The organism is Marinobacter suaedae, assembly GCF_030519635.1.
Taxonomy (GTDB): domain Bacteria; phylum Pseudomonadota; class Gammaproteobacteria; order Pseudomonadales; family Oleiphilaceae; genus Marinobacter; species Marinobacter suaedae.
Genome location: NZ_JAUMIS010000002.1, coordinates 709137 through 730672, shown reverse-complemented (window position 1 = coordinate 730672; position 21536 = coordinate 709137). Strand labels below are relative to the sequence as shown.

Here is a 21536-nt window from a genome sequence, read left to right as displayed (position 1 = left end):
CAAAGTAAAGTTTATCAGTTTCCCACGCTGCCTGAAGACGGCGGGGGAATAACAGCCACGACAGATCTGAAGGTAGCGCGGGCGCCTCTCCATGTTCAGACCCTTATCGTTCTATATCGGCTTGCGGTATACCGCCGCCAAGCGTCGTAACCACTTTATTTCCTTTATTTCACTTACCTCCATGATTGGCCTGACTCTGGGGGTGGCCGTACTGATCATTGTGCTTTCCGTCATGAATGGCTTCGATCGGGAACTCAAGCAGCGCATTCTGGGGATGGTGCCCCACGCAGTGATTGAGGGCGCTGGTCCGCTGGATAACTGGGAGGCGATTGATCAGGAAGTGCAGGCCCATCCCCGGGTGTTGGCGGCCGCTCCGTTTATCAAGGGGCAAGGCATGGTGACTGGTGGTGGCAATGTTCGCGGTGTTCTGCTCAATGGGGTGTTGCCCAGTGAGGAGGCTTCGGTCTCGATTATTGAGAACCACATGATCGAAGGCAGTCTGGACGATCTCAAATCCGGTGAGTTCGGTATCATCATTGGTCGGCTGATGGCTGCAAGCCTTCGCCTGAAGATCGGTGATAGGGTCACAGTTGTGCTGCCCGAGGCATCCGTCACACCGGCAGGTGTATTGCCGAGGCTCAAGCGGTTTACGGTGAAAGGTATCTTCAGTGTGGGGGCAGAACTGGACGGTAATTACACGCTGGTTCACATGGACGATGCTGCCAAGTTGATGCGTACCGGGGGCAAAGCCATGGGCGTTCGGCTGTTGGTGGACGACCTCTTTGCGGCACCTAAAGTCGTCGAGCAAACAGCACGCATGCTGAATGGCCGTTACTACATTTCTGACTGGACGCGTACCCACGGCAATCTGTTCCAGGCGATTCGTATGGAAAAAACCATGATCGGGTTGCTGCTGATGTTCATTGTTGCGGTGGCGGCCTTCAACATCGTTTCCACCCTGGTGATGGTGGTAACCGATAAAACGGCCGACATCGCCATTTTGCGAACCATGGGCGCCACGCCGGGCCGTATCATGCGGATTTTTATTGTTCAGGGTGCGGTGATCGGGATTTTCGGTACGCTGGTTGGTACCGCCCTGGGTGTGCTCGGCGCCCTGAATATCAGTGACTTTATCTCCTGGCTGGAAGGGGTGCTGGGGCATCAGTTCCTGAGCGCGGATGTCTATTTCATCAGTTATCTGCCATCGCAGCTTCAGTGGAAAGATGTGTTGATTATCAGCGGTTCCGGGCTGGTCATGAGTTTGCTTGCGACAATCTACCCGGCCTGGCGTGCATCCAGGGTCGATCCGGCAGAGGCGCTTCGTTATGAATGAGGTTGAGGCAGTAATGGAAAGTGCATCCAGCGTGATTGATTGCCGGCAGGTGACCCGAACCTACAAGGAAGGGCCGGCGTCTTTGACAATCTTTTCCGATATTTCCCTGCAGGTTGCCAAGGGCGAAACGGTGGCAATAGTCGGCAGCAGCGGTGCGGGGAAGACCACGCTGCTGAATCTGCTGGGCGGTCTTGATCGGCCTTCCTCTGGCCACATCTTTATTTGTGGCCAGGATATCCATGGGATGTCCGAGGCAGGTCGGGCGCGTTTCCGGAACGGCCACCTGGGCTTTGTCTACCAGTTTCATCATTTGTTGCCTGAATTCACTGCCGTCGAGAATGTCATGATGCCCTGTGCTTTGGGGGGGATGTCTGTTCGCGCATCCCGTGAGAAGGCGGAGGTGTTGCTGGAGCGGGTTGGTCTGGCAGAGCGTCTGACTCATAAACCGGGTGAGTTATCCGGTGGGGAGCGTCAGCGAGTTGCGATTGCGCGGGCGCTGGTGAATGAGCCGGATTGCGTGCTGATGGATGAGCCAACGGGCAACCTCGATGAGCAGACGGCCGAGGGTGTAAGGGAGTTGATTGAATCCCTGCGGGACCAGCTAGCCATCTCATTCGTCATGGTAACCCATGACATGGCCATGGCCCGGAGTCTTGGTCGGGTGCTGCGGTTGGAGCAGGGCCGGCTTGTTCAGGAAATCTGATCGGCGGGTCGCGTCCGCTTTACCCGGCCCAGCTGTCTGAGTCGCCAGCTGGAGCGTACCTTGCGACGCCACAGGTACTGGATGCTCAGATAGGCAACGCAGGCGGATACCGTTGCGATAATGAGGGAGCCAAGGTACAGAGGAATCCCGATGTCGAGCAAGCGTTCGCTGATCCACTGCCAGGTGAGCTGAAATTCAAAGTTCAGTACCGGACGGTCCAGAATCCAGGCGCCCACCTTGTAGTTGAAGTAGAACATGGGTGGCATGGTGACTGGATTGCTGATCCATACCAGCATCACCGACAAGGGCAGGTTGGCGTTGAACCAGATGGCGAAGAAGGCCGCGGCCACCATCTGGAAGGGCATCGGAATAAAGCAGAACCAGATACCGACGAGAAAGGCCCTGGCAACACTGTGACGATTGATGTGCCAGAGGTTGGGTTCATGCAGGATATCGCCCAGAAAGTGCAGGGACTTCATGGCCTTAACCTTTTCAGGTGTTGGCAGATATCGTTTCATGAACTTCTTTGGCATCGGAAGCTCTGCGTGTCTTAAAGATCGTTATACGGCGGCAAGGATGCGGCCGGTGCATGATTTATTCGGGAGGACATGGAGTGTCCGGGAATTCTTGTCGTCGCGGTCAGGCCGGGACGGAACGCTATTCTGCGGTCCTTGGCGTTATCGCCTTTTCTTGTGGCGCAATCATACTGTATTGGCAGTCTGAGTTACCACCTCTCGCCTTTGTCTTGGCGATCTTTATCACAGCATTTTGCATTGTAGTCCGATCCGGCTCCCGTTTTGTTCGTCACGTTGCCTTTGCCCTTATTGGGGGGTGTGCGGGTATCGGCTGGGCCCTCTGGCATGCCGAGGTGCGCCTTGAGGAACGATTGCCGACCGACATGGAAGGGGTTCCTGTATCGGTGTCCGGGTATGTGTGCGACGTACCCTCGCCTGGAAGTTTTCAAAGCCTCAAATTCAGTTTCTGCGTAACTCAGTGGCATCAAGCGGGCGACATTGCCAGTAATCGGGTCTTGCCAAAAACATTAAGGCTCGCCTGGTATAACGCTGACGACCGGTGGATGCCCGACCATCGGTTGCACCTTACGGTGGTTCTCAAGCGCCCCCACGGCTCATTGAATCCGGAGGGATTCCGATACGAAAACTGGCTGTACCGGAACGGGTATCGTGCAACCGGCAGCGTTCGGGCTCTTCAGGTGGATCTGGAGGTCCCATGCGGCCTGCGTTGTCAGTACGCAAATCTTCATGGACAGATGGCCCGTTGGGTTCAGGCGGAGTTCGCTCAGGCTCGCAACGCATCTATGGTGGCTTCACTACTCGTAGGATACCGCGGTGAGCTTGAACCGGAACAGTGGGCGCTTCTGCAGTCAACCGGAACGATTCATCTGGTTGCCATTTCCGGATTGCATCTGGGGCTGGTTGCGCTGGGCGCGACCCTGGTAGCGGGGGGGATCGTCCGGCGTGTGCCGGTGTCCTGGTTGGATGAGACAGCCCGACGCCATTGGGTTTTCGCCATCATGGCCATCAGCTGCCTGTGTTATGCACTGCTGGCCGGTTTCACGGTGCCCACCCAACGGGCGTTGATTATGGCGCTGGTGGTCGGCTGGAGTCTCCTGGTGGCTCGAACCGGGGGTGCCTGGCGCCCTCTGGTTTACGCGCTGGGAGCTGTTATTTTTCTTGATCCCTTCGCACCGCTGGATCAGGGATTCTGGCTGTCCTTTACCGCTGTGGCCGTTCTGGTATGGGTGTTCGCCGGCCGGTTAAGGCAGCCAGGGTGGTTTCGGACCTTGTTGATGGCTCAATGTGGCGTTTTTGCCGGACTTTGGCCGGTCTTGCTGTTGATGGGGCAAAGCCAGCCGCTGGCCGGAGCCCTGGCAAATCTTGTGGCCATTCCCTGGGTCTCCTTTGTGGTAATGCCGTTATTAATGGCCGCAGGGGTGTTGACGGCCATTTTTCCAGCTTTGGGCCTGCTCTTCGTGCCGGTTCTGGACCTTGCGCTGGATGTTTTCTGGGATTGGTTAGGGTTTGTCTCCGCCTTTCCTTTTCCCGCGACATTTCGCGGTGCCCTGGCAGTGACTCTGTTCGCTGTTATGGTGTTGGTCGCCTTGTGGGTTCCCTCGGCCTCAATGCGTCTGGCGGCTGGTCTACTTGCGGGTGTCTGGCTGTTTCGTGCCGATCCTTCGACGGGGAATGTGTTTGTGTCAGAGCCAGAGGTCAGGGTTTGGGATGTGGGGCAGGGGTTGTCGGTCCTGGTTCGTCACCAGCGCGATGTTCTGCTTTACGATACCGGACCCGAGTTGCCCGGCGTGTTCTCAGCGGTAGAGTCCGTGATCGAACCCAACTTGCGAGCCTTGGGGGTAAGCCGCATCAATCAACTGGTGGTTAGTCATGCGGATACCGATCATGCGGGCGGTCTGACCAGGCTGTCAGACACGTTTGAAATTGATTCGGTGGTGAGTGGCGAGCCCGGGGAGGCCCGGCAACGGATGGCGTCTGGCGTCGCGGTGGCTCCCTGCCGGCAGGTTCAGACCAATGTTGGCGAACTCAAGGTGGATTTCTGGCAGTCATCGGTAGGCAGCGAGGGTAACGATGCGTCCTGCGTTCTGCGTGTTCGAAGTGTTCAGCTCGGTGTTGAATGGGTTTTGCCCGGGGATATCAGCCGGGAAACGGAGCTAGAATACCTGGCGCATTCGGCGGGCACCTGGCAAAACTCCGTCTATCGGGTGATGATTGCTCCCCACCATGGCAGTAAAACGTCCTCCTCCCGAGCCTGGGTGGCTTATATCCGGCCCAATGTGGTGGTTTTCTCGGCAGGGTATCGACACCGTTTCGGTCATCCTCACCCGTCTGTCACCCGCCGGTATCGGGAGTTTGGTGCCGTGCCCTTCAGCACAGCGTGTAGCGGAGCGCTGACGATGTCAGCGGACAAAGGCAGGGTGAATGTTCTTGAAACGTGGCACGACACGCCATTCTGGATTGGCGCCGAAGGGCAAACCCGGGAGGCCTGCAAACTACCGTGACATTCCGGGTGTGGCCTCTCGCGGCAGCTATGCTAAAGTAGCGCCGCTTGTCATTAATCAGGGAGACCGAGCGTGTTTGAGCTGTTGAAAGCCGGTGGCATTTTGATGGTGCCCATTGTTGCCTGTTCCATTCTTGCCCTTGCGATTATCCTGGAGCGGTTCTGGACTCTGCGTCCTTCCAGAGTAGCCCCCAACCAATCGGTGAATGAACTCTGGCGCTGGATCAAGAAAAAAGAGCTGAATGGCCGGAAGCTCAAGGCATTGCAGGCATCGTCTCCCATGGGCCGCATTCTGGCCGGTGGCCTGCTGAACGCCAAACATGGTCGGGAGATCATGAAGGAAAGCATCGAACACGAGGCCAGTCAGGTTATCCATGATCTCGAACGTTTCCTCAACCCGCTCGGTACCGTAGCCACTGTCACACCATTGCTGGGCCTGCTGGGTACGGTCATTGGCATGATCAAGGTGTTTGCCGAAATCCAGCTGTCAGGTGTCGGTAATGCCGGCAACCTCGCTGGCGGTATCTCCGAGGCACTGATCACCACTGCGGCTGGCCTGAGCGTCGCCATCCCCGCTCTGATTGCCCATCGATACTTCCTCCGTCGCGTTGACGAACTCGTGGTGGGTATGGAACAGGAGGCCATCAAACTGGTCGAGGTGGTTCACGGAGACCGTGAAATCGACGTGGAAGGAGCCTGAACGCCGTGAAGTTCAAGCGCCAGAGAAGTCAGGAAGTTGGTGTCGATCTCACGCCCTTGATTGACGTGGTGTTCCTGCTGCTGATCTTTTTTATGGTTTCGACCACCTTCACCCGGGAGAGTCATCTCCAGGTGGAATTGCCCGAAGCCAGTGGCGAACCGGTTTCGCCCGATGAAGTCGAGCAGATCGATGTCGTCATCAATGCCGAAGGCCAGTACATACTCAATGGCCGGTCACTGGTGAACAATCGCCGTGAAACCCTGGAACGTGGAGTCAAGGAGCTGTCCGGTGGCGACAGCTCACTGCCGTACATCATTACGGCCGACGCGCGTACCGCCCACGAGTTCGTCGTCCGGGCCATGGACGTTGCCGGCCGCCTTGGGTTTGCTAAACTCAGCATCACGACCGAGCGGGAGACTGAAACTCAGTGAGCAGCAGCGATCCTCTTCCCTCTGCGGGCCAGGAGGCATCGCCCGGCAGCTGGGAAACCTATAAACGCCTGCTGGCCTACGTAAAGCCATTCTGGCTGGCGTTCACGCTGGCCATTATAGGCAACGTCATCTATGCCGGTGCGTCTACCGGCATGGCCGCGGCAATGGAATACGTCATCAAGGCCATCGAGAATCCGACCGAAGGCAACCGCCTGCTGCTAACGACCATTATCGTGGGGGTTTTTGCCCTTCGTGGTGTCGGCACCTTCATGAGCCAGTACTTCATCAACTACGTGGGGCGGCATGTCATTAATGCCCTGCGTACGGATGTGTTTCATCGTCTGCTCACCCTTCCTTCACGTTATTTTGACGACAACGCCTCGGGGCGGCTTGTTTCGAAACTGACCTTTAACGTTGAGCAAGTGGCTGAAGCGACGACCAGTGCAGTGACCATTACCCTTCGGGAAGGATTGACGGTGGTCGGCCTGCTGGGATTCATGCTCTACACCAACTGGAAGCTGACCCTGATTTTCCTGGCGGTTGGGCCGCTGATCGGCGCCGTGGTCAGCTACGCCAGTAAGCGGTTCCGTCGGATCAGCAAGCGGATACAGGGGTCCATGGGTGACATTACCCATGTGGCATCCGAATCTATTACCGGTTACCGGGTGGTTCGAACCTTTGGCGGTGAGGATTATGAGCGGCAACGCTTTGCCGAAGTGAACGATCGCAACTTGAAGCAAAGCCTCAAAATGGCCTCCACCCAGGCGATCAGCGTACCGGTGATTCAGGTGCTGGTGGCGATCGCCATCGCCGCCCTGGTATGGACGATGTTGGCACCGGATATTCGTGATGGCATGACAACGGGCCAGCTGGTGGCCTTTATTACGGCCGCTGCGACCATGGCCAAGCCGATCCGGCAGGTTACTTCGGTGCACGCCAAGATCCAGAAGGGTGTGGCAGCCGCTTACGATGTGTTCGAAACCATCGATGAGATACCGGAGGATGACCCCGGCACCTATGCGCCTGAGCGGGTCAAGGGAAATATCCGATTCGAGGATGTTGCGTTTCGCTACCGGAATCAGCTCGATAATGTACTGGAAGGTATTTCAATAGAGATACCGGAAGGCCAGAGTGTAGCGCTGGTTGGCAAATCCGGTAGCGGGAAGTCGACACTGGTGAGCCTTCTGCCGCGTTTTTATGAGTACACGGGGGGAGAGATTGTCATTGATGATCATGCGTTGCGCGATTATTCGCTGAAAGCGCTTCGTGCCCAGATCGCCCTGGTGACCCAGAACGTGGTGCTGTTCAATGACAGCATTGCAGCCAATATTGCCTACGGTGCACTGAGAGACTGCACACGTGAAGAAATCCGGGAAGCCGCCCGGAAGGCCCACGCTCTGGAATTTATTGAACGTATGCCGGAGGGCCTGGACACCATGATTGGTGATAACGGTGTAATGCTCTCCGGTGGCCAGCGACAGCGCTTGGCCATTGCTCGGGCTTTGCTCAAGGATGCGCCGATTCTGATTCTGGACGAGGCCACCTCAGCATTGGATACCGAATCCGAGCGCCATATCCAGGAAGCGTTGGAGACCGTCATGCAGGGGCGGACAACTCTCGTGATCGCCCACCGGCTTTCAACCATCGAGAAGGCCGATCGTATTCTGGTGATGGATAACGGGCGCATCATCGAGTCCGGGTGCCACGACGAACTACTTGCTGCAGGCGGTGCCTACGCTCAGTTGCATCAGATGCAATTCAGCGAGCAGGCATGAGCTCCCTGGTTGATCGGCTCTGGTATGGAGAAGGGCGCCCTCTCTGGTTTCTGGCACCCTTCGCCTGGCTGTTTCAGGCGGTGTCCAACTCCCGGCGTAAAAAGGCCTGGGAGGTTAAAGACGATGCGCTGCTCGTTCCTGTGGTTGTTGTGGGTAACATTACAGCTGGCGGCACCGGTAAATCGCCCCTAACCGCCTGGCTGGTCACTGAATTGCGAAATGCAGGCTGGCGTCCGGTTGTTCTGAGCCGGGGCTACGGTGGCAAATCCTCTCACTACCCTCAGCTTGTGTCAGGCGAATCCGACCCCAAGGTGGTTGGCGACGAGCCTGTCATGCTGGTCCAGGCGACTGGCGTTCCCGTCGTTGTGGACCCGCAGCGTCGTCGGGCAGCGGCCTGGGCTTTAGAGCAGGATCTGGGGGACATTCTCGTCTGTGACGATGGCCTGCAGCATTATCAGTTGCCCAGAGATGTCGAACTGGCGGTTTTCGATGGAGCCCGCGGGATTGGTAATGGGGGCATTATCCCTGTCGGGCCACTGCGGGAGTCGGTTTCACGGTTGTCCTCTGTGGACTTCATGGTGGTCAACGGCGGACCATTTGACGCAGGCGAGAAGCTCGACTCGTTTCATGACATCAAGCACCCTGAAATCCATGTCATGGATCTGGAGCCTTCCTCTCTGGTAAACCTGAAATCCGGTGAATCGCGCCCGCTGAGTGATTTGAGCGGGCGTTCGGTCAAAGCGGTGGCGGGCATAGGCAACCCTGATCGTTTTTTCGATACACTGAAGGGACTTGGCGCGAAAGTGCAGGAGTCCCCCTTTCCCGACCATCACCGCTTCGAACCTGCCGACCTGAAGTCTGAACCGGGGCAGTGGGTGGTAATGACCGCCAAGGATGCCGTGAAGTGCCAGGGATTCGCTCCTGAAAACGCCTGGGTATTTTCGGTCAGAGCGAGGGTGTCAGAGGATTTCACAAGATCAGTGCTGGAAAGAATTCGCGAAAGCGCTCAGACATTGAATGGATAGTCTCGGGCATTCGTGCCTATCACGTGGATAAAAGAGTCATTATGGATAAGAGATTGTTGGCTATGTTGTCCTGCCCCGTTTGCAAGGGCGATCTGAAACTGAATGACGCGCGGACTGAACTCATCTGTTATCAGGACGCTATGGCGTTTCCGATCCGCGAGGGGATCCCGGTGATGCTTGCCGGGGAGGCCCGAACGCTGAGCACGGATGAACGTCTCGATAAGCGCTGAAACACCGAACCAGGATACCAATCTCATGTCATTTACGGTTGTTATTCCCGCCCGCTACGCATCCTCTCGACTGCCCGGTAAACCGCTGGCGGATATCGCAGGTAAGCCTATGGTCCAGCACGTCTTCGAGCGTGCACAGGAAAGCCGTGCGGAGCGAGTGGTGATTGCCACGGATGATGAACGCATTCGTTCTGCCTGTGAGGCGTTCGGGGCCGATGTGGTGATGACCTCACCCGAGCACGCCAGCGGTACGGATCGTTTGGAGGAGGTAGCCCGGTTGTTGGAATTTGAGCCGGAGCACCGGGTCGTCAATGTGCAGGGCGATGAGCCTCTTATCCCCCCGGCGCTGATTAATCAGGTGGCGGACAATCTCGAGCTCCATCCGGATGCCGAGATATCAACCCTGTGCGAGAGGCTCCACGATGCCGGCCAGGTCTTTAATGCCAATGTGGTCAAGGTGGTGTTCGACCATGAGGGCATGGCCCATTATTTCAGCCGGGCACCGATTCCCTGGGCCCGGGATCACTGGCAGGGCGGTAACCCTCTGGTAAATCCGGATGTGTCCTTGCCCGAAACCGTGGGGTATTTCCGACACATTGGTATTTACGGGTATCGGGCCCGTGTTCTGGAGCAATTTGTCAGCTGGCCGCCGGCGCCTCTGGAGCGGGTTGAGGCACTGGAGCAGCTAAGAGCGCTGTACAACGGTGCCCGAATTCATGTCGATGTGGCGGCGGAAACGCCACCGGCAGGTGTGGATACCGAGGCGGACCTGGAACGGCTTCGTGAATGGATGCAGGGAAAGGTGGAGTAATGACCGACAAGGTTCGTGTGCTGTTTGTGTGTCTAGGTAATATTTGCCGCTCTCCCAGCGCGGAAGGCGTTTTTCAATCCCTGGTTGACCAGTCAGGACTGAGCGATCGGGTAGAGGTGGATTCCTGTGGCACGGGCAGCTGGCACGTTGGCAAATCACCGGACGCCCGCGCTATTCAGGCGGCCCGAAAGCGGGGTATCGATATTGGTCATTTGCGTGCCCGGCAGTTCGTCAGTGACGATCTCGTCCGTTTCGATCATGTGCTGGTGATGGATCGCCAGAATCTGACGGATGTTACCGAGGCCTGGCATCGCTGCGGTGGAACCCGCCCCGAGCTGTTCCTTGATTACGGCCAGTCGGCCCATCGCGAGGTCCCCGATCCCTACTACGGCGGAGAGGACGGTTTCGAACTGGTTCTGGACCTGATCCACGAGGCCGGCGAAGGGCTGTTGGCCGATATCCGGGAGCGCCTGAGTTGAATGCTGTGATGGAGCCCCGCGAGTGGGTTGAACTGAAGGATCTCAATACCCTCCGGGTGGCGTCTGTCGCCCGATACTACGTGGAGGTGACGGATAACGAGAGCCTCCGGGCGGCACTGGCATGGGCGGACGCCAATCAGTATCGGACACTGATTCTTGGCGGTGGAAGCAACCTGGTGTTCGATGGGGACTTTGATGGGCTGGTGATTCGCATCTGTATCCGTGCGAGGTACTGGGAAGATGTCTCGGACGGTGAGGCAACTCTGGTACTTGGCGCCGGCGAGAACTGGCATGACGCCGTGCTCTATGCGGCTGGTTCCGGGTACCGGGGAATTGAAAACCTGGCGTTGATCCCCGGTACGGCCGGCGCTGCCCCGGTTCAGAATATTGGCGCCTATGGCGTGGAGTTGTGCGATACGCTGGTATCTGTGACGGCACTGGACCGCCACACCGGTGAGTTGGTGAAACTGGCCGGCCAAGAGTGTCAGTTTGCCTACCGTAACAGCCTTTTCAAAGAGCAGCCCGGACAGTATGTGATTACGGATATCCGTCTGCGCCTGTCCCGCCACAGACCGCTGCAACTCGGTTACAAGGATTTGCAGGAATACCTCGGTGATTTTGCTCCCTCGGACATTGATGTGATGGATGTGGTAGAGGCGGTGATGGCCGTTCGCCGCCGCAAGTTACCGGATCCTATGACCTTGCCGAACGTCGGCAGTTTCTTCAAAAACCCCGTGGTTACTAACGCAGAGTTCGACCGCTTGAGGGCACTGTTTCCCGAGGTGGTCGGCTATCCCCAGCCTGAAGGTGTCAAGCTGGCGGCAGCCTGGTTGATCGATCAGAGTGGCTGGAAAGGGTTTCGGAACAGCCATGTGGGCGTACACAACCGGCAAGCGCTGGTGCTGATCAATCACTCCGGTGGCACTGGAGCGGATATTCTTTCGCTGGCGAAGGAAATTCGGGAATCCGTGAAAGCCAGGTATGGTGTGAAGCTGGAAATGGAGCCCGGCGTTGTAAGCCAAGCGGTGAGGGAATAAATCCAGGCGGCCCGGGCGGGCCGCCTGGATCGTCTGACTTACAATCCTTTGCGCGGGGAGCGGTTGATCAGGAAGCTCAGCGCGTCTTCAATGGCCACATCCTGCTTGTCGGTATCCCGGCGACCTTTGTATTCCAGTGTTCCGGCGCTCAAGCCCCGGTCAGAAACCACAAAGCGGTGTGGAATACCGATCAGTTCCATATCGGCAAACTTCACACCCGGGCGCTCGTTCCGGTCATCCAGCAATACATCAAAACCAGCCTGGCGCAGCTGCTCGTAAAGCTTATCGCCGGCTTCGGCCACGGTCGGCGACTTGTGGGCATTCAGGGTCACAATCGCGACCTCGAACGGTGCGATAGCGTCCGGCCAGATAATGCCCTTGTCGTCATGATTCTGCTCGATGGACGCGGCGACAATCCGCGAAACGCCGATGCCATAGCAGCCCATCTGCATCACGATGCTCTTGCCGTGTTCATCGAGAACGGTGGCGTTCATGGCCTGGCTGTACTTGTCGCCCAGTTTGAAAATGTGCCCAACTTCGATGCCGCGACGGATTTCAAGGGTGCCCTGACCATCCGGGCTCGGATCGCCTTCAACCACGTTGCGAAGGTCCTCGACGCGTCCCAGGTCTGCGTCACGATCCCAGTTCACGCCGGTCAGGTGGTAGCCTTCTTTGTTGGCACCACACACAAAGTCCGCCAGGTGAGCGGCACTGCGGTCGACGATCACCGGGACGTTCAGGTTCACGGGGCCAATGGAACCCGGCTTGCAGCCGGTGGCTTGCTCGATTTCCTCGTCGGTGGCCATGGTCAGCGGTTCCGCGACGCCTTCCAGCTTTTCCGCCTTGATTTCGTTGAGGGTGTGGTCGCCACGCAGGATAAGCGCCACCAGACCTGACTGGCCGTTCTCATCTTCTTCACCTTTGACCAGCAACGTTTTTACGGTGCGGGTGGTGTCCACACCCAGGAATTGGGAGACAGATTCGATGGTGCGCTGGTCCGGGGTGGCGATTTCCTGGAGTTCTTCAGAAGGTGCGGCACGTTCGCCGGCCGGTGCGACCGCTTCTGCTTTTTCGATGTTAGCGGCGTAGCTGCTTTCGGTGCTGAACACGATGTCGTCTTCGCCGGAGGAAGCCAGTACGTGGAACTCGTGGGACGCACTGCCGCCAATGGCGCCGGAATCGGCCTGAACCGGGCGATAATCGAGCCCCAGACGGTCGAAGATGGCGCAGTAAGTCCGGTGCATGACGTCGTAGGTTTCGCCCAGAGACTCTGCGTTCAGGTGGAAGGAATAGGCGTCCTTCATCACAAATTCCCGGGCCCGCATCACGCCAAAGCGAGGGCGGCGCTCATCCCGGAACTTGGTTTGAATCTGGTAAAAATTAGCCGGCAGTTCCTTATAGCTTTTAAGTTCATGGCGGACCAGGTCGGTGATGACTTCCTCGTGGGTCGGGCCAAAACAGAAGTCCCGTCCGTGGCGATCATTCAGTCTCAGAAGTTCACCGCCGTACTGGTCCCAGCGGCCGGATTCTTCCCAGAGCTCGGCCGGCTGAACCGCTGGCATCAGGACTTCCTGGGCACCGCTCTTGTCCATTTCTTCCCGAACAATCCGCTCAACCTTGCGGAGGGTGCGCAGGCCCATGGGAAGCCATGTGTACAAGCCGGCCGCAAGCTTGCGGATCATCCCGGCACGCAGCATAAGCTGGTGACTGATAACCTCGGCGTCTGCCGGAGTTTCTTTCTGGGTTGCAATCAGATAACGGCTTGCTCGCATGGTGTTTTCCGTGTGATCAAATCAAGAGTTATTGGATTCGTGGGCAGGCAGAAATGGGTAGTTGGCCCATGCCTGAATATCATGTGGCCGATATTGTACGGACGCACTGTGCCAAGGTACAGACGGGAAGGATGGAATCTCTCAACCGGTTGATCGGGCCGATAGCTGGTCAGGAAAGATAGCCCAGGGGCAGGGCGGTACTGTCGATCACCCGTCGTAATACAAAGCTCGAATGGACGCCGCTGACGCCGGGGATGCGGGTAATCCTGTTCAACAGGAAATGATGGTAGTGGTCCATATCCGGCACTACGACTTTCAGCATGTAGTCCGCATCCTGCCCGGTGATCAGATAGCACTCCTGAACTTCGGGGTACTCGGACACCTGTTCCTCAAACGCTGTGAAGCGTTCCGGTGTGTGCCTGTCCATGCCGATCAGAATGATCGCTGTGAGCGACAGCCCGAGTTTTTTATGGTCCAGCACGGTTACTGTACGCAGCAGAATGCCTGCTTCCTGCAGTGCTCTGACGCGCCTCAGGCACGGCGACGGGGAAAGGCCGATTTTTTCTGCCAGTTCCTGATTGGTAAGCGCACCATTTTGCTGGAGCTGCTCCAGAATCCGGCGATCGGTTTTGTCGATTTTCACCAGGGTTTCAGACTTGATTGACATAAAATAGCTATGTATTTATTTGGGTTGAAATAATATGTCAAAAAATAGAGTTAAAGGCGCTAAATAGCAATCAAATTCTGACGATGTGAGGTTAAGCTAGGTACATCGACACCATCCAGCCCTGGCTAATGCAAGGATTTACTCAAATGTCTTTTGATCATCGTAAATACGCACCGTTTAAACCAATTGGTAAAACCGACCGCCGGTGGCCCGATAAGGTCATTGAGAAGGCACCGATGTGGTGTGCAGTTGATCTACGAGACGGCAACCAGGCGCTGGTCAAGCCCATGAACGTGCAGCAGAAGCAGCGCATGTTCGATTTGCTGGTGAAGCTGGGCTTCAAGGAGATTGAAATTGGCTTTCCCTCGGCCAGCCAGCCGGACTTCGATTTCTGCCGTAAGTTGATCGATGAAAACCGGATTCCGGATGACGTCAAGATTCAGGTGTTGACTCAGGCCCGGCCGGAGTTGATCGCGCGGACTTATGAAGCACTGAAAGGCGCAAAGCAAGCCATTGTTCATGTCTACAACTCCACATCAACGGTTCAGCGGGAACAGGTGTTCGGGCTGGATCGGGCGGGCATTCGCGATATCGCCGTCAATGGTGCCCGTGTGGTGAAGGAGTTCGCCGGCAAATACCCGGAAACCGAGTGGACCTTCCAGTATTCGCCGGAGAGTTTCACCGGTACCGAGCTGGATTTTGCGGCCGAGGTGGTGGATGCGGTCACCGAGGTGTGGCGCCCGGATCTGGGGCAGCCTGTCATTATTAACCTGCCTGCTACCGTTGAGATGGCAACGCCGAACGTGTTCGCCGATCAGATCGAATGGATCTGCGATAACATCCAGCGCCGTGAATATCTGAGCATCAGCGTGCACACCCACAACGATCGTGGTTGCGGTGTGGCAGCTGCAGAGCTGGCGGTGATGGCCGGTGCCGACCGTGTGGAAGGCACGTTGATGGGGAACGGTGAGCGCACGGGCAATATGGATCTGGTCACCATGGCCATGAACCTGTATTCCCAGGGCGTTGACCCCAAGCTGGATCTGGCCTGTATGGCTGAAATCACGGAAGTGGTCGAGGCCTGTACCGAGATTGCCACGCATCCGCGTCATCCCTACGCCGGGGAGCTGGTGTTCACCGCGTTTTCCGGCAGCCATCAGGATGCCATTCGCAAGTGCCTGTCCCGTCGTCAGTCGAATGACACCTGGAACGTGGCCTATTTGCCGATCGATCCGTTCGATGTGGGGCGCCGGTACGAGGAAGTGGTCCGCATCAACAGTCAGTCTGGCAAGGGTGGTGTGGCCTACGTGCTGGAACGGGACTACGACATCAGCCTGCCCCGCTGGTTGCAGATTGAGTTTAGCAAGGTGGTTCAGCGTGAAGCCGAAACCAATGGTGGCGAGATTGATTCCCTAACCATTCATCGCCTGTTTGAGTCACGCTATCTGAATGTACCGGCAGGCTGGACTTTGTCATCTTACGACCTGCGCCGGGATGACTCCGGGGTGAAAGCCGAGATCTCCGTGGGTAGCCGGGAAAATGCCATGCCTCTGGCCGGGCAGGGACTGGGTGCGGTCGAAGCGGTTTCGGATGCCCTGGAGCGGCAGTTCGATCTGTCGATCGCCGTCGAAGCTTACGATGAGTTTGCGCTGGGCGAAGGCACCAAGGCCAACGCCATGGCGTGCATTCGGGTGACGGTGAACGACCAGCATTGCAGCGCTGCGGCTCTGGCGGAAGACACCACATCGGCTACGTTGCAGGCGCTGTTGTCTGCAGTTGCCCAAGTGGTGGGAGAGCGTCATGGAACTCGGCAGGAGGATCCGGTGGCCCTTGGCGCCTGAGATACGAGCACAAAAATTGAGCATAAAAAAGCCGGCAGGAATGCCGGCTTTTTAGATTTCCAATGCCCGTGAGGGGCAGTGGACGGGTAAGGCAAGCTTACACCGGGGTCACGTTCTCAGCCTGGGGGCCTTTCGGTCCCTGGGTGATCGTGAACTGCACCTGCTGACCTTCGGCCAGGGAGCGGAAACCGGATGAGTTGATTGCACTGTAGTGAACGAATACGTCACTGCCACCGTCCTGAGCGATAAAGCCAAAGCCCTTGGAGTCGTTGAACCACTTTACGTGGCCTGTTTTTGTATCGGACATGATCTTTCCTGTATTTTTCAATCTTTCCCTCACGGGGACCTTCTATTCCATTCGGAATGCGTGCTGGGAAAATCACGGAGTACTGAGAAAGGGATAACGAAAAGCGCTTCGGCAGGACGTCAAATCACATTCACAAAATACCGCTGCATTTTCACAGCAAATTTCAGTATAGACCGACTTAGTTGGGCGTCAACGCATTTTCACTCCTTTTGTCATTAAATTTCGCTATTTAAAACAAATGTTTGTGCAATGTGTGTCGATAAAGTATCCAGATCCTTTCAGGTCGCTGGCTGACAGGTTAATGGTCACTAATTAGCCAAATTGTTCTTTGATTTCCGTCAGAATGGCCGGGTCGTCAATGGTGCTTGGTACCGTGTATTCCTCGCCGTCGGCAATCTGGCGGATAACCCGCCTCAAAATCTTGCCGGATCGGGTCTTGGGCAGGCGTTCAACGACCAGGGCCCGGCGGAAACAGGCTATGGCACCGATCTTTTCCCGCACCATTTCAACCAGTTCATCTTCAAGTTCGTCGTGATTGATGGTGGCGCTGTCCTTGATCAGCACCAGGCCAATCGGAATTTGTCCCTTGAGTTCATCCTGAGCACCCACAACGCAGCATTCGGCAACTGCCGGATGGGAGGCCAGTACCTCTTCCATTTCGCCCGTCGACAGCCGATGGCCAGCCACGTTGATGACGTCGTCCGTGCGGCCCATGATGAATACATACCCCTCTTCATCGATAAAACCGCCATCACCAGAGGTGTAGTAGCCGGGTGCGGGGTTCAGATAGCTTTGCTGGAAGCGCTGGTCGTCGCCCCAGACCGTTAGCAGGCATCCCGGAGGAAGAGGGAGCTTGACCACAACCTGACCCTGAGTGCCAGATGGGCACTGATGGCCGCGGGTATCCAGAATCTGCACATTGAATCCCGGGGAGGGAACCGTGGCCGATCCGGGCTTGGTTTTCATCATTTCGATGCCCACCGGATTGCAGCAGATGGCCCAGCCGGTTTCGGTTTGCCACCAGTGGTCCAGTACCGGCAGATTGGTGTGTTCCTTTAGCCAGTCATAGGTCGGCGGGTCCAGCCTTTCGCCGGCAAGGAAAACGCGCTTCAGTGAGCTGATGTTGTAACGGGCCAGCTGGTCGGCTTCCGGGTCTTCCTTTCGGATGGCGCGGAACGCCGTCGGTGCTGTGAACAGCAGGTTGACGCCGTGATCCTGGACCACTCGCCAGAAGGCGCCGGAGTCCGGGGTTTTTACCGGCTTGCCCTCGTAAAGAATGGTTGTGCAACCGGCAAACAGGGGGCCGTACACAATGTAGCTGTGACCCACGACCCAGCCGACATCCGAGGCGGCCCAGTAGACATCACCGGGATTGGCGTCGTACACCAGCTTCATGCTGTAGGTCATGGCGACGGCGTGCCCGCCGTTGTCTCGGACAACGCCTTTGGGTTTGCCGGTAGTGCCAGAGGTATAAAGAATGTAAAGCGGATCCGTCGCCTTGACCGGTACCGGGTCAGCCGGTTGAGCTGATTCGGTGATTGCCTGCCAGTCGAAATCGCGATCGGAATTAAATTCGGCCTGGACCTCGGGGCGCTGGAAGATGATGCAGCACTCGGGCTTGTGCGTGGCCTGGTCAATGGCCCTGTCCACCAGAGGCTTGTAGGCGATGACTCGGTTGATTTCGATTCCGCACGAGGCCGTCAGCACCGCTTTGGGCTGGGCGTCATCGATCCGAACGGCCAGTTCGTGAGACGCGAAGCCACCGAATACCACCGAGTGAATGGCGCCAATCCTGGCGCATGCCAGCATGCCGATGACCGCTTCCGGGATCATGGGCATGTAAATAATGACCCGGTCGCCCTTGGTGATGCCCTGGTTCTTAAGGGCGCCGGCGAAGCGGGCGACGGCATCGGTCAGTTCGCGGTAGGTGTAGGAGCGCTTGGTGTTTGTGACGGGGGAGTCATAGATCAGCGCTGTCTGGTCGCCCCGGCCGGCTTCGATATTGGCATCCAGGGCAATGTGTGATGAGTTGAGTTCACCGTCGGGAAACCAGACGCCGTGTCCGTTCTCCGTCGGTTGCCATATGGTTTTCGGCGGCTTGATCCAGTCGATTTGTTCAGCCTGTTCGCGCCAGAAGTCTTCCGGATGGTCGATAGACCGTCCGAACTCCGTGTAGTAGCCCATACATTCCACCTTCATTCAGACCGCGTTTATCTTTTCTTGTTGTTGTACAACCCTTGTACAGCTCCAACTCTAAGCGGTTTGAAATCATGGACTAGTAGACCATTGGCTTAGTCTTCCTGAGCGGTTGTTCCATTCTCCTGATCATCAATTCTGGTGACGGTGGCGGAAAAAGACCCCCTGGCTAGTCGGGTGGTTACCGTGTAGCCCGGGGACAGTAAGGTTGTGTCGCGAAGAATGTGCCCGTGGGTATCTCGTGAGATTGAATATCCCCGCCCGAGGGTCGCCAGCGGGCTAACCACATGCAGTGTCTGAGCTGTGTGGTCAAGTTTGTTACTATGTCGCTCCAGCTGCTGGCGCATGATGTTCATCAGAGTGTTGGCAGCATACCCGAGCGCCTGTTCGCTGTTCGCCAGTTGCCGAACGGGTGACTGCATGGCCAGTCGCTGGTCCAGGTGCGTAATGCGAATCTTTTTCTGTTCGAGCCGTTGAAGAGCGGTTTTTGCCAGTCTCACTTCAAGCTCATCCAGGCGTTGTGCTTTTTCCTGCAGGGTTCGGCGTGGATCTCGCAGGCGGGCACCCAGGTGGCCAAGCTGGGTTTCGAGTCGCTTCAGGGTTCTTCGGGCAGCGTTGGCCAGCCGAAGCTCCTGCTCGCGTATCTGTCGCAGCCAGTGGCTCTGGTCCGGTGAAATTTTCTCTGCGGCTGCGGATGGTGTCGGGGCCCTGAGATCCGCGACAAAATCGGCGATGGTGACATCCACTTCGTGCCCGACCGCGCTTACAGTCGGAATAGTGCAGTTGGCTATCGCCCGCGCCACGGCCTCTTCATTGAAGCACCACAGGTCTTCCAGTGATCCGCCTCCGCGCCCGACAATCAGCACATCGGCTTTGCCGTGGGCTTGCGCCCGCTCAATGGCGCGAACGATGTCTGATGTTGCTTCGTTTCCCTGAACCGCGGTCGGATACAGTGTGACAGGAATTGCCGGGCAGCGCCGCGCCAGCACAGTCAGGATGTCGTGGATCGCAGCGCCGGTGGGTGAGGTGACCACGCCGATATGTCTGGGCGGATCCGGAATGGGTTTCTTCCGGGCCGTGTCGAACAGGCCTTCGGCCTGTAGTTTGGCTTTCAGCTGCTCGAAGGCCTGTTGGAGTGCACCCAGTCCGGCGGGTTCGATGTGCTCTACTATGATCTGGAAATCCCCGCGATTTTCGTAGAGCGTCACTTTCCCCCGAATTCGAACCTGGTCGCCCTCCTTGGGGATGGTGCGGATTCGCTGGTTGAATCCCCGGAACATGGCGCAGCGGATCTGGCACCGGGCATCTTTCAGGGAGAAGTACCAGTGTCCGGAGGAGGGGCGCGAGAACCCTGACAGTTCTCCTTCCACCCAGACCTGCATGAAGCTGGATTCCAGCAGGTGTCGAGCCTGGTGATTCAACTCACTCACACTGAGCGCACGGGGGCGTGGATCGCCAAGTGAGGGCATGTGGGCGCGCGGACCGGATTGATTCATAAGGAATAGCCGAGACGTATGTTTAAAAAAACTGTTATTTCAAAGGGATGGGGAGTTGATGCCCTTTGGGTGCGGTTTACTGGCCAGTTGAGCCACTTTATAATAGATCGATTACGGTTTTTGCTTTGCTGTTCCGCTCCTGGAGCAGCATTGAAATTTCCAAATTAGCATGTTCACAAGGCGGGTCCCAATGCTGCGAATTGCCGAAGAAGCCCTCACATTTGATGATGTTCTGCTGGTTCCTGGATACTCGGAAGTTCTTCCGCACGAAGTTGACCTTCAGACGCAACTCACCCGGGATATTACCCTGAATATTCCCTTGCTTTCATCCGCCATGGATACGGTTACCGAAGCCGAGCTGGCGATTGCCATGGCTCAGGAAGGCGGCATCGGCATCATGCACAAGAATATGACTGTGGAGCAACAGGCTGCCGCGGTCCGTAAGGTCAAGAAATTCGAAAGCGGTGTGGTGAAAGACCCGATCACCGTTGCTCCGGACACAACCGTCCGCGAGCTGGTCGACATCACCATGGCCAACAACATTTCTGGCCTGCCTGTGGTGGATGGGCATGATCTGGTTGGTATCGTGACTGGTCGCGATATTCGCTTTGAAAGCCGGATGGATACCCTGGTTCGGGACATCATGACCCCGAAGGAGAAGCTCGTTACGGTCAAGGAGGGTGACAGCCTTGACCAGGTGAAGGAATTGCTGCATCGCCACCGCATCGAGAAAGTTCTGGTTGTGAACGATGCCTTCCAGTTGCGTGGCCTGATTACCGTAAAGGATATCCAGAAAGCCAAGGACTACCCGCTGGCGTGCAAGGACGATCAAGGGCGCCTGCGTGTTGGCGCGGCGGTCAGTACCGGTGGCGATACGGAAGCGCGAGTGTCTGCGCTGGCAGAAGCCGGTGTTGATGTGATCGTTGTGGATACCGCGCACGGGCATTCCCGTGGTGTGGTCGAGCGGGTTCGCTGGGTGAAGCAGAACTTTCCGGACGTACAGGTTATTGGTGGTAACATTGCGACCTCTCAGGCGGCTATCGCCCTGGCCGATGCCGGTGCAGACGCTGTGAAGGTGGGAATTGGTCCTGGCTCCATCTGCACCACGCGGATTGTGGCGGGCATCGGTGTGCCCCAGATTTCAGCCGTCTCCAATGTGGCTGCAGCTCTGAAAGAGCGCGGCGTTCCCGTGATTGCCGATGGTGGTATCCGATTCTCTGGCGATATTGCTAAGGCGATTGCGGCAGGTGCCCACAGTGTCATGATCGGTAGCCTGCTGGCAGGAACGGATGAGGCACCCGGTGAAGTGGAGCTTTTCCAGGGCCGGAGCTATAAGGCCTACCGTGGCATGGGCTCTCTTGGCGCAATGGGCCAGGGTTCCAGTGACCGCTACTTCCAGGATGCCAGTAAAGGCATAGAAAAACTGGTTCCGGAAGGCATTGAAGGCCGGGTTGCTTGCAAGGGGCCGATGCGCAACATCGTGCATCAGCTTGTCGGGGGGTTGCGTGCCTCCATGGGCTACACCGGCAGCGCGAACATGGAGGAAATGCGGACCAAGCCCGAGTTTGTTCGCATTACCAGCGCCGGCATGAGTGAGAGCCACGTTCACGATGTGACTATCACCAAGGAAGCGCCAAACTACCGTATTGGCTGATCAACGCTATATTTGAACGCGGCTCCCGGAGCCGCGTTGTTCA

19 protein-coding genes are annotated in these 21536 nt (G+C 57.1%); 13 read left to right on the top strand and 6 right to left on the bottom strand.

What is annotated here, in order from left to right; all coding sequences use genetic code 11:
* Positions 1-91 precede the first annotated feature (91 nt).
* Entirely contained in the window at positions 92-1333 is a 1242-nt protein-coding gene (locus tag QVZ43_RS12200) for a lipoprotein-releasing ABC transporter permease subunit (RefSeq protein WP_223793292.1), read from the top strand.
* A complete protein-coding gene (locus QVZ43_RS12195; RefSeq protein ID WP_420890915.1) occupies positions 1326-2036 on the top strand; it encodes an ABC transporter ATP-binding protein in 711 nt (236 codons plus the stop codon). The genes QVZ43_RS12200 and QVZ43_RS12195 overlap by 8 nt, the downstream gene beginning before the upstream one ends.
* Here QVZ43_RS12195 and QVZ43_RS12190 read toward each other — a convergent pair.
* Positions 2024-2569 (bottom strand): DUF2062 domain-containing protein, encoded by a 546-nt coding sequence (locus QVZ43_RS12190; RefSeq protein WP_302910153.1) that lies wholly within the window; start codon positions 2567-2569, stop codon positions 2024-2026. The two genes, QVZ43_RS12195 and QVZ43_RS12190, sit on opposite strands and share 13 nt — an antisense overlap.
* Before the next feature lie 80 nt (positions 2570-2649).
* Here QVZ43_RS12190 and QVZ43_RS12185 point away from each other — a divergent pair, with 80 nt between their 5' ends.
* From QVZ43_RS12185 to murB, 9 genes are all read left to right on the top strand, one after another.
* On the top strand, positions 2650-5073 hold the full coding sequence (locus tag QVZ43_RS12185; RefSeq protein WP_302910152.1) for a DNA internalization-related competence protein ComEC/Rec2: 2424 nt from the start codon (positions 2650-2652) through the stop codon (positions 5071-5073).
* Between the two features lie 72 nt (positions 5074-5145).
* Entirely contained in the window at positions 5146-5772 is a 627-nt protein-coding gene (locus tag QVZ43_RS12180) for a MotA/TolQ/ExbB proton channel family protein (RefSeq protein ID WP_223793295.1), read from the top strand.
* Between the two features lie 5 nt (positions 5773-5777).
* Complete coding sequence (locus QVZ43_RS12175) at positions 5778-6203, top strand: ExbD/TolR family protein (RefSeq protein WP_223793296.1); 426 nt, start codon at positions 5778-5780, stop codon at positions 6201-6203.
* Entirely contained in the window at positions 6200-7978 is a 1779-nt protein-coding gene (msbA, locus tag QVZ43_RS12170; RefSeq protein ID WP_302910151.1) for a lipid A export permease/ATP-binding protein MsbA, read from the top strand. The genes QVZ43_RS12175 and msbA overlap by 4 nt, the downstream gene beginning before the upstream one ends.
* Positions 7975-9003, top strand: a complete 1029-nt coding sequence (gene lpxK / locus QVZ43_RS12165; RefSeq protein WP_302910150.1) for a tetraacyldisaccharide 4'-kinase — start codon at positions 7975-7977, stop codon at positions 9001-9003. The genes msbA and lpxK overlap by 4 nt, the downstream gene beginning before the upstream one ends.
* Before the next feature lie 41 nt (positions 9004-9044).
* On the top strand, positions 9045-9233 hold the full coding sequence (locus tag QVZ43_RS12160) for a Trm112 family protein (protein WP_223793299.1): 189 nt from the start codon (positions 9045-9047) through the stop codon (positions 9231-9233).
* A 25-nt stretch (positions 9234-9258) separates the two neighbouring features.
* Positions 9259-10044, top strand: a complete 786-nt coding sequence (gene kdsB, locus QVZ43_RS12155) for a 3-deoxy-manno-octulosonate cytidylyltransferase (protein WP_223793300.1) — start codon at positions 9259-9261, stop codon at positions 10042-10044.
* Positions 10044-10523, top strand: coding sequence for a low molecular weight protein-tyrosine-phosphatase (locus QVZ43_RS12150; protein ID WP_302910149.1), 480 nt, complete (start codon positions 10044-10046; stop codon positions 10521-10523). The genes kdsB and QVZ43_RS12150 overlap by 1 nt, the downstream gene beginning before the upstream one ends.
* The gene (gene murB, locus QVZ43_RS12145) at positions 10520-11560 is read left to right on the top strand and encodes a UDP-N-acetylmuramate dehydrogenase (protein WP_302910148.1); all 1041 of its coding nucleotides are present in this window, start codon (positions 10520-10522) and stop codon (positions 11558-11560) included. The genes QVZ43_RS12150 and murB overlap by 4 nt, the downstream gene beginning before the upstream one ends.
* 38 nt (positions 11561-11598) lie before the next feature.
* On the opposite strand, the gene QVZ43_RS12140 is transcribed toward murB, so the two are convergent.
* Together QVZ43_RS12140 and QVZ43_RS12135 are read right to left on the bottom strand one after the other, a co-directional pair.
* Entirely contained in the window at positions 11599-13332 is a 1734-nt protein-coding gene (locus QVZ43_RS12140; RefSeq protein WP_302910147.1) for a proline--tRNA ligase, read from the bottom strand.
* Between the two features lie 169 nt (positions 13333-13501).
* Positions 13502-13999, bottom strand: a complete 498-nt coding sequence (locus QVZ43_RS12135; RefSeq protein WP_302910146.1) for an Lrp/AsnC family transcriptional regulator — start codon at positions 13997-13999, stop codon at positions 13502-13504.
* Between the two features lie 146 nt (positions 14000-14145).
* On the opposite strand from QVZ43_RS12135, the gene leuA reads away from it, so the two are divergent.
* Positions 14146-15840 (top strand): 2-isopropylmalate synthase, encoded by a 1695-nt coding sequence (gene leuA / locus QVZ43_RS12130; protein WP_302910145.1) that lies wholly within the window; start codon positions 14146-14148, stop codon positions 15838-15840.
* A 97-nt stretch (positions 15841-15937) separates the two neighbouring features.
* On the opposite strand, the gene QVZ43_RS12125 is transcribed toward leuA, so the two are convergent.
* From QVZ43_RS12125 to xseA, 3 genes are all read right to left on the bottom strand, one after another.
* Positions 15938-16147 carry a cold-shock protein gene (locus tag QVZ43_RS12125; protein WP_223793305.1) on the bottom strand — a complete coding sequence of 70 codons (210 nt, stop codon included), beginning with the start codon at positions 16145-16147 and terminating at the stop codon, positions 15938-15940.
* A gap of 312 nt (positions 16148-16459) precedes the next feature.
* Complete coding sequence (locus tag QVZ43_RS12120; protein ID WP_302910144.1) at positions 16460-18331, bottom strand: propionyl-CoA synthetase; 1872 nt, start codon at positions 18329-18331, stop codon at positions 16460-16462.
* Positions 18332-18438: 107 nt separating this feature from the next.
* Positions 18439-19839 carry an exodeoxyribonuclease VII large subunit gene (gene xseA / locus QVZ43_RS12115; RefSeq protein WP_302910143.1) on the bottom strand — a complete coding sequence of 467 codons (1401 nt, stop codon included), beginning with the start codon at positions 19837-19839 and terminating at the stop codon, positions 18439-18441.
* A 190-nt stretch (positions 19840-20029) separates the two neighbouring features.
* Between xseA and guaB the strand changes: the two genes are divergently transcribed.
* Positions 20030-21493: an IMP dehydrogenase gene (guaB, locus tag QVZ43_RS12110; protein WP_302910142.1), complete on the top strand. Its 1464-nt coding sequence runs from the start codon at positions 20030-20032 to the stop codon at positions 21491-21493.
* Positions 21494-21536 lie beyond the last annotated feature (43 nt).

Coding starts and splice junctions, on each gene's coding strand:
- QVZ43_RS12140 (WP_302910147.1), bottom strand. CDS start 13,332: ATGCGAGCAAGCCGTTATCTGATTGCAACCCAGAAAGAAACTCCGGCA.
- QVZ43_RS12135 (WP_302910146.1), bottom strand. CDS start 13,999: ATGTCAATCAAGTCTGAAACCCTGGTGAAAATCGACAAAACCGATCGC.
- QVZ43_RS12200 (WP_223793292.1), top strand. CDS start 92: ATGTTCAGACCCTTATCGTTCTATATCGGCTTGCGGTATACCGCCGCC.
- guaB (WP_302910142.1), top strand. CDS start 20,030: ATGCTGCGAATTGCCGAAGAAGCCCTCACATTTGATGATGTTCTGCTG.
- QVZ43_RS12150 (WP_302910149.1), top strand. CDS start 10,044: ATGACCGACAAGGTTCGTGTGCTGTTTGTGTGTCTAGGTAATATTTGC.
- QVZ43_RS12195 (WP_420890915.1), top strand. CDS start 1,326: ATGAATGAGGTTGAGGCAGTAATGGAAAGTGCATCCAGCGTGATTGAT.
- lpxK (WP_302910150.1), top strand. CDS start 7,975: ATGAGCTCCCTGGTTGATCGGCTCTGGTATGGAGAAGGGCGCCCTCTC.
- QVZ43_RS12190 (WP_302910153.1), bottom strand. CDS start 2,569: ATGCCAAAGAAGTTCATGAAACGATATCTGCCAACACCTGAAAAGGTT.
- QVZ43_RS12125 (WP_223793305.1), bottom strand. CDS start 16,147: ATGTCCGATACAAAAACAGGCCACGTAAAGTGGTTCAACGACTCCAAG.
- leuA (WP_302910145.1), top strand. CDS start 14,146: ATGTCTTTTGATCATCGTAAATACGCACCGTTTAAACCAATTGGTAAA.
- xseA (WP_302910143.1), bottom strand. CDS start 19,839: ATGAATCAATCCGGTCCGCGCGCCCACATGCCCTCACTTGGCGATCCA.
- QVZ43_RS12120 (WP_302910144.1), bottom strand. CDS start 18,331: ATGGGCTACTACACGGAGTTCGGACGGTCTATCGACCATCCGGAAGAC.
- kdsB (WP_223793300.1), top strand. CDS start 9,259: ATGTCATTTACGGTTGTTATTCCCGCCCGCTACGCATCCTCTCGACTG.
- QVZ43_RS12160 (WP_223793299.1), top strand. CDS start 9,045: ATGGATAAGAGATTGTTGGCTATGTTGTCCTGCCCCGTTTGCAAGGGC.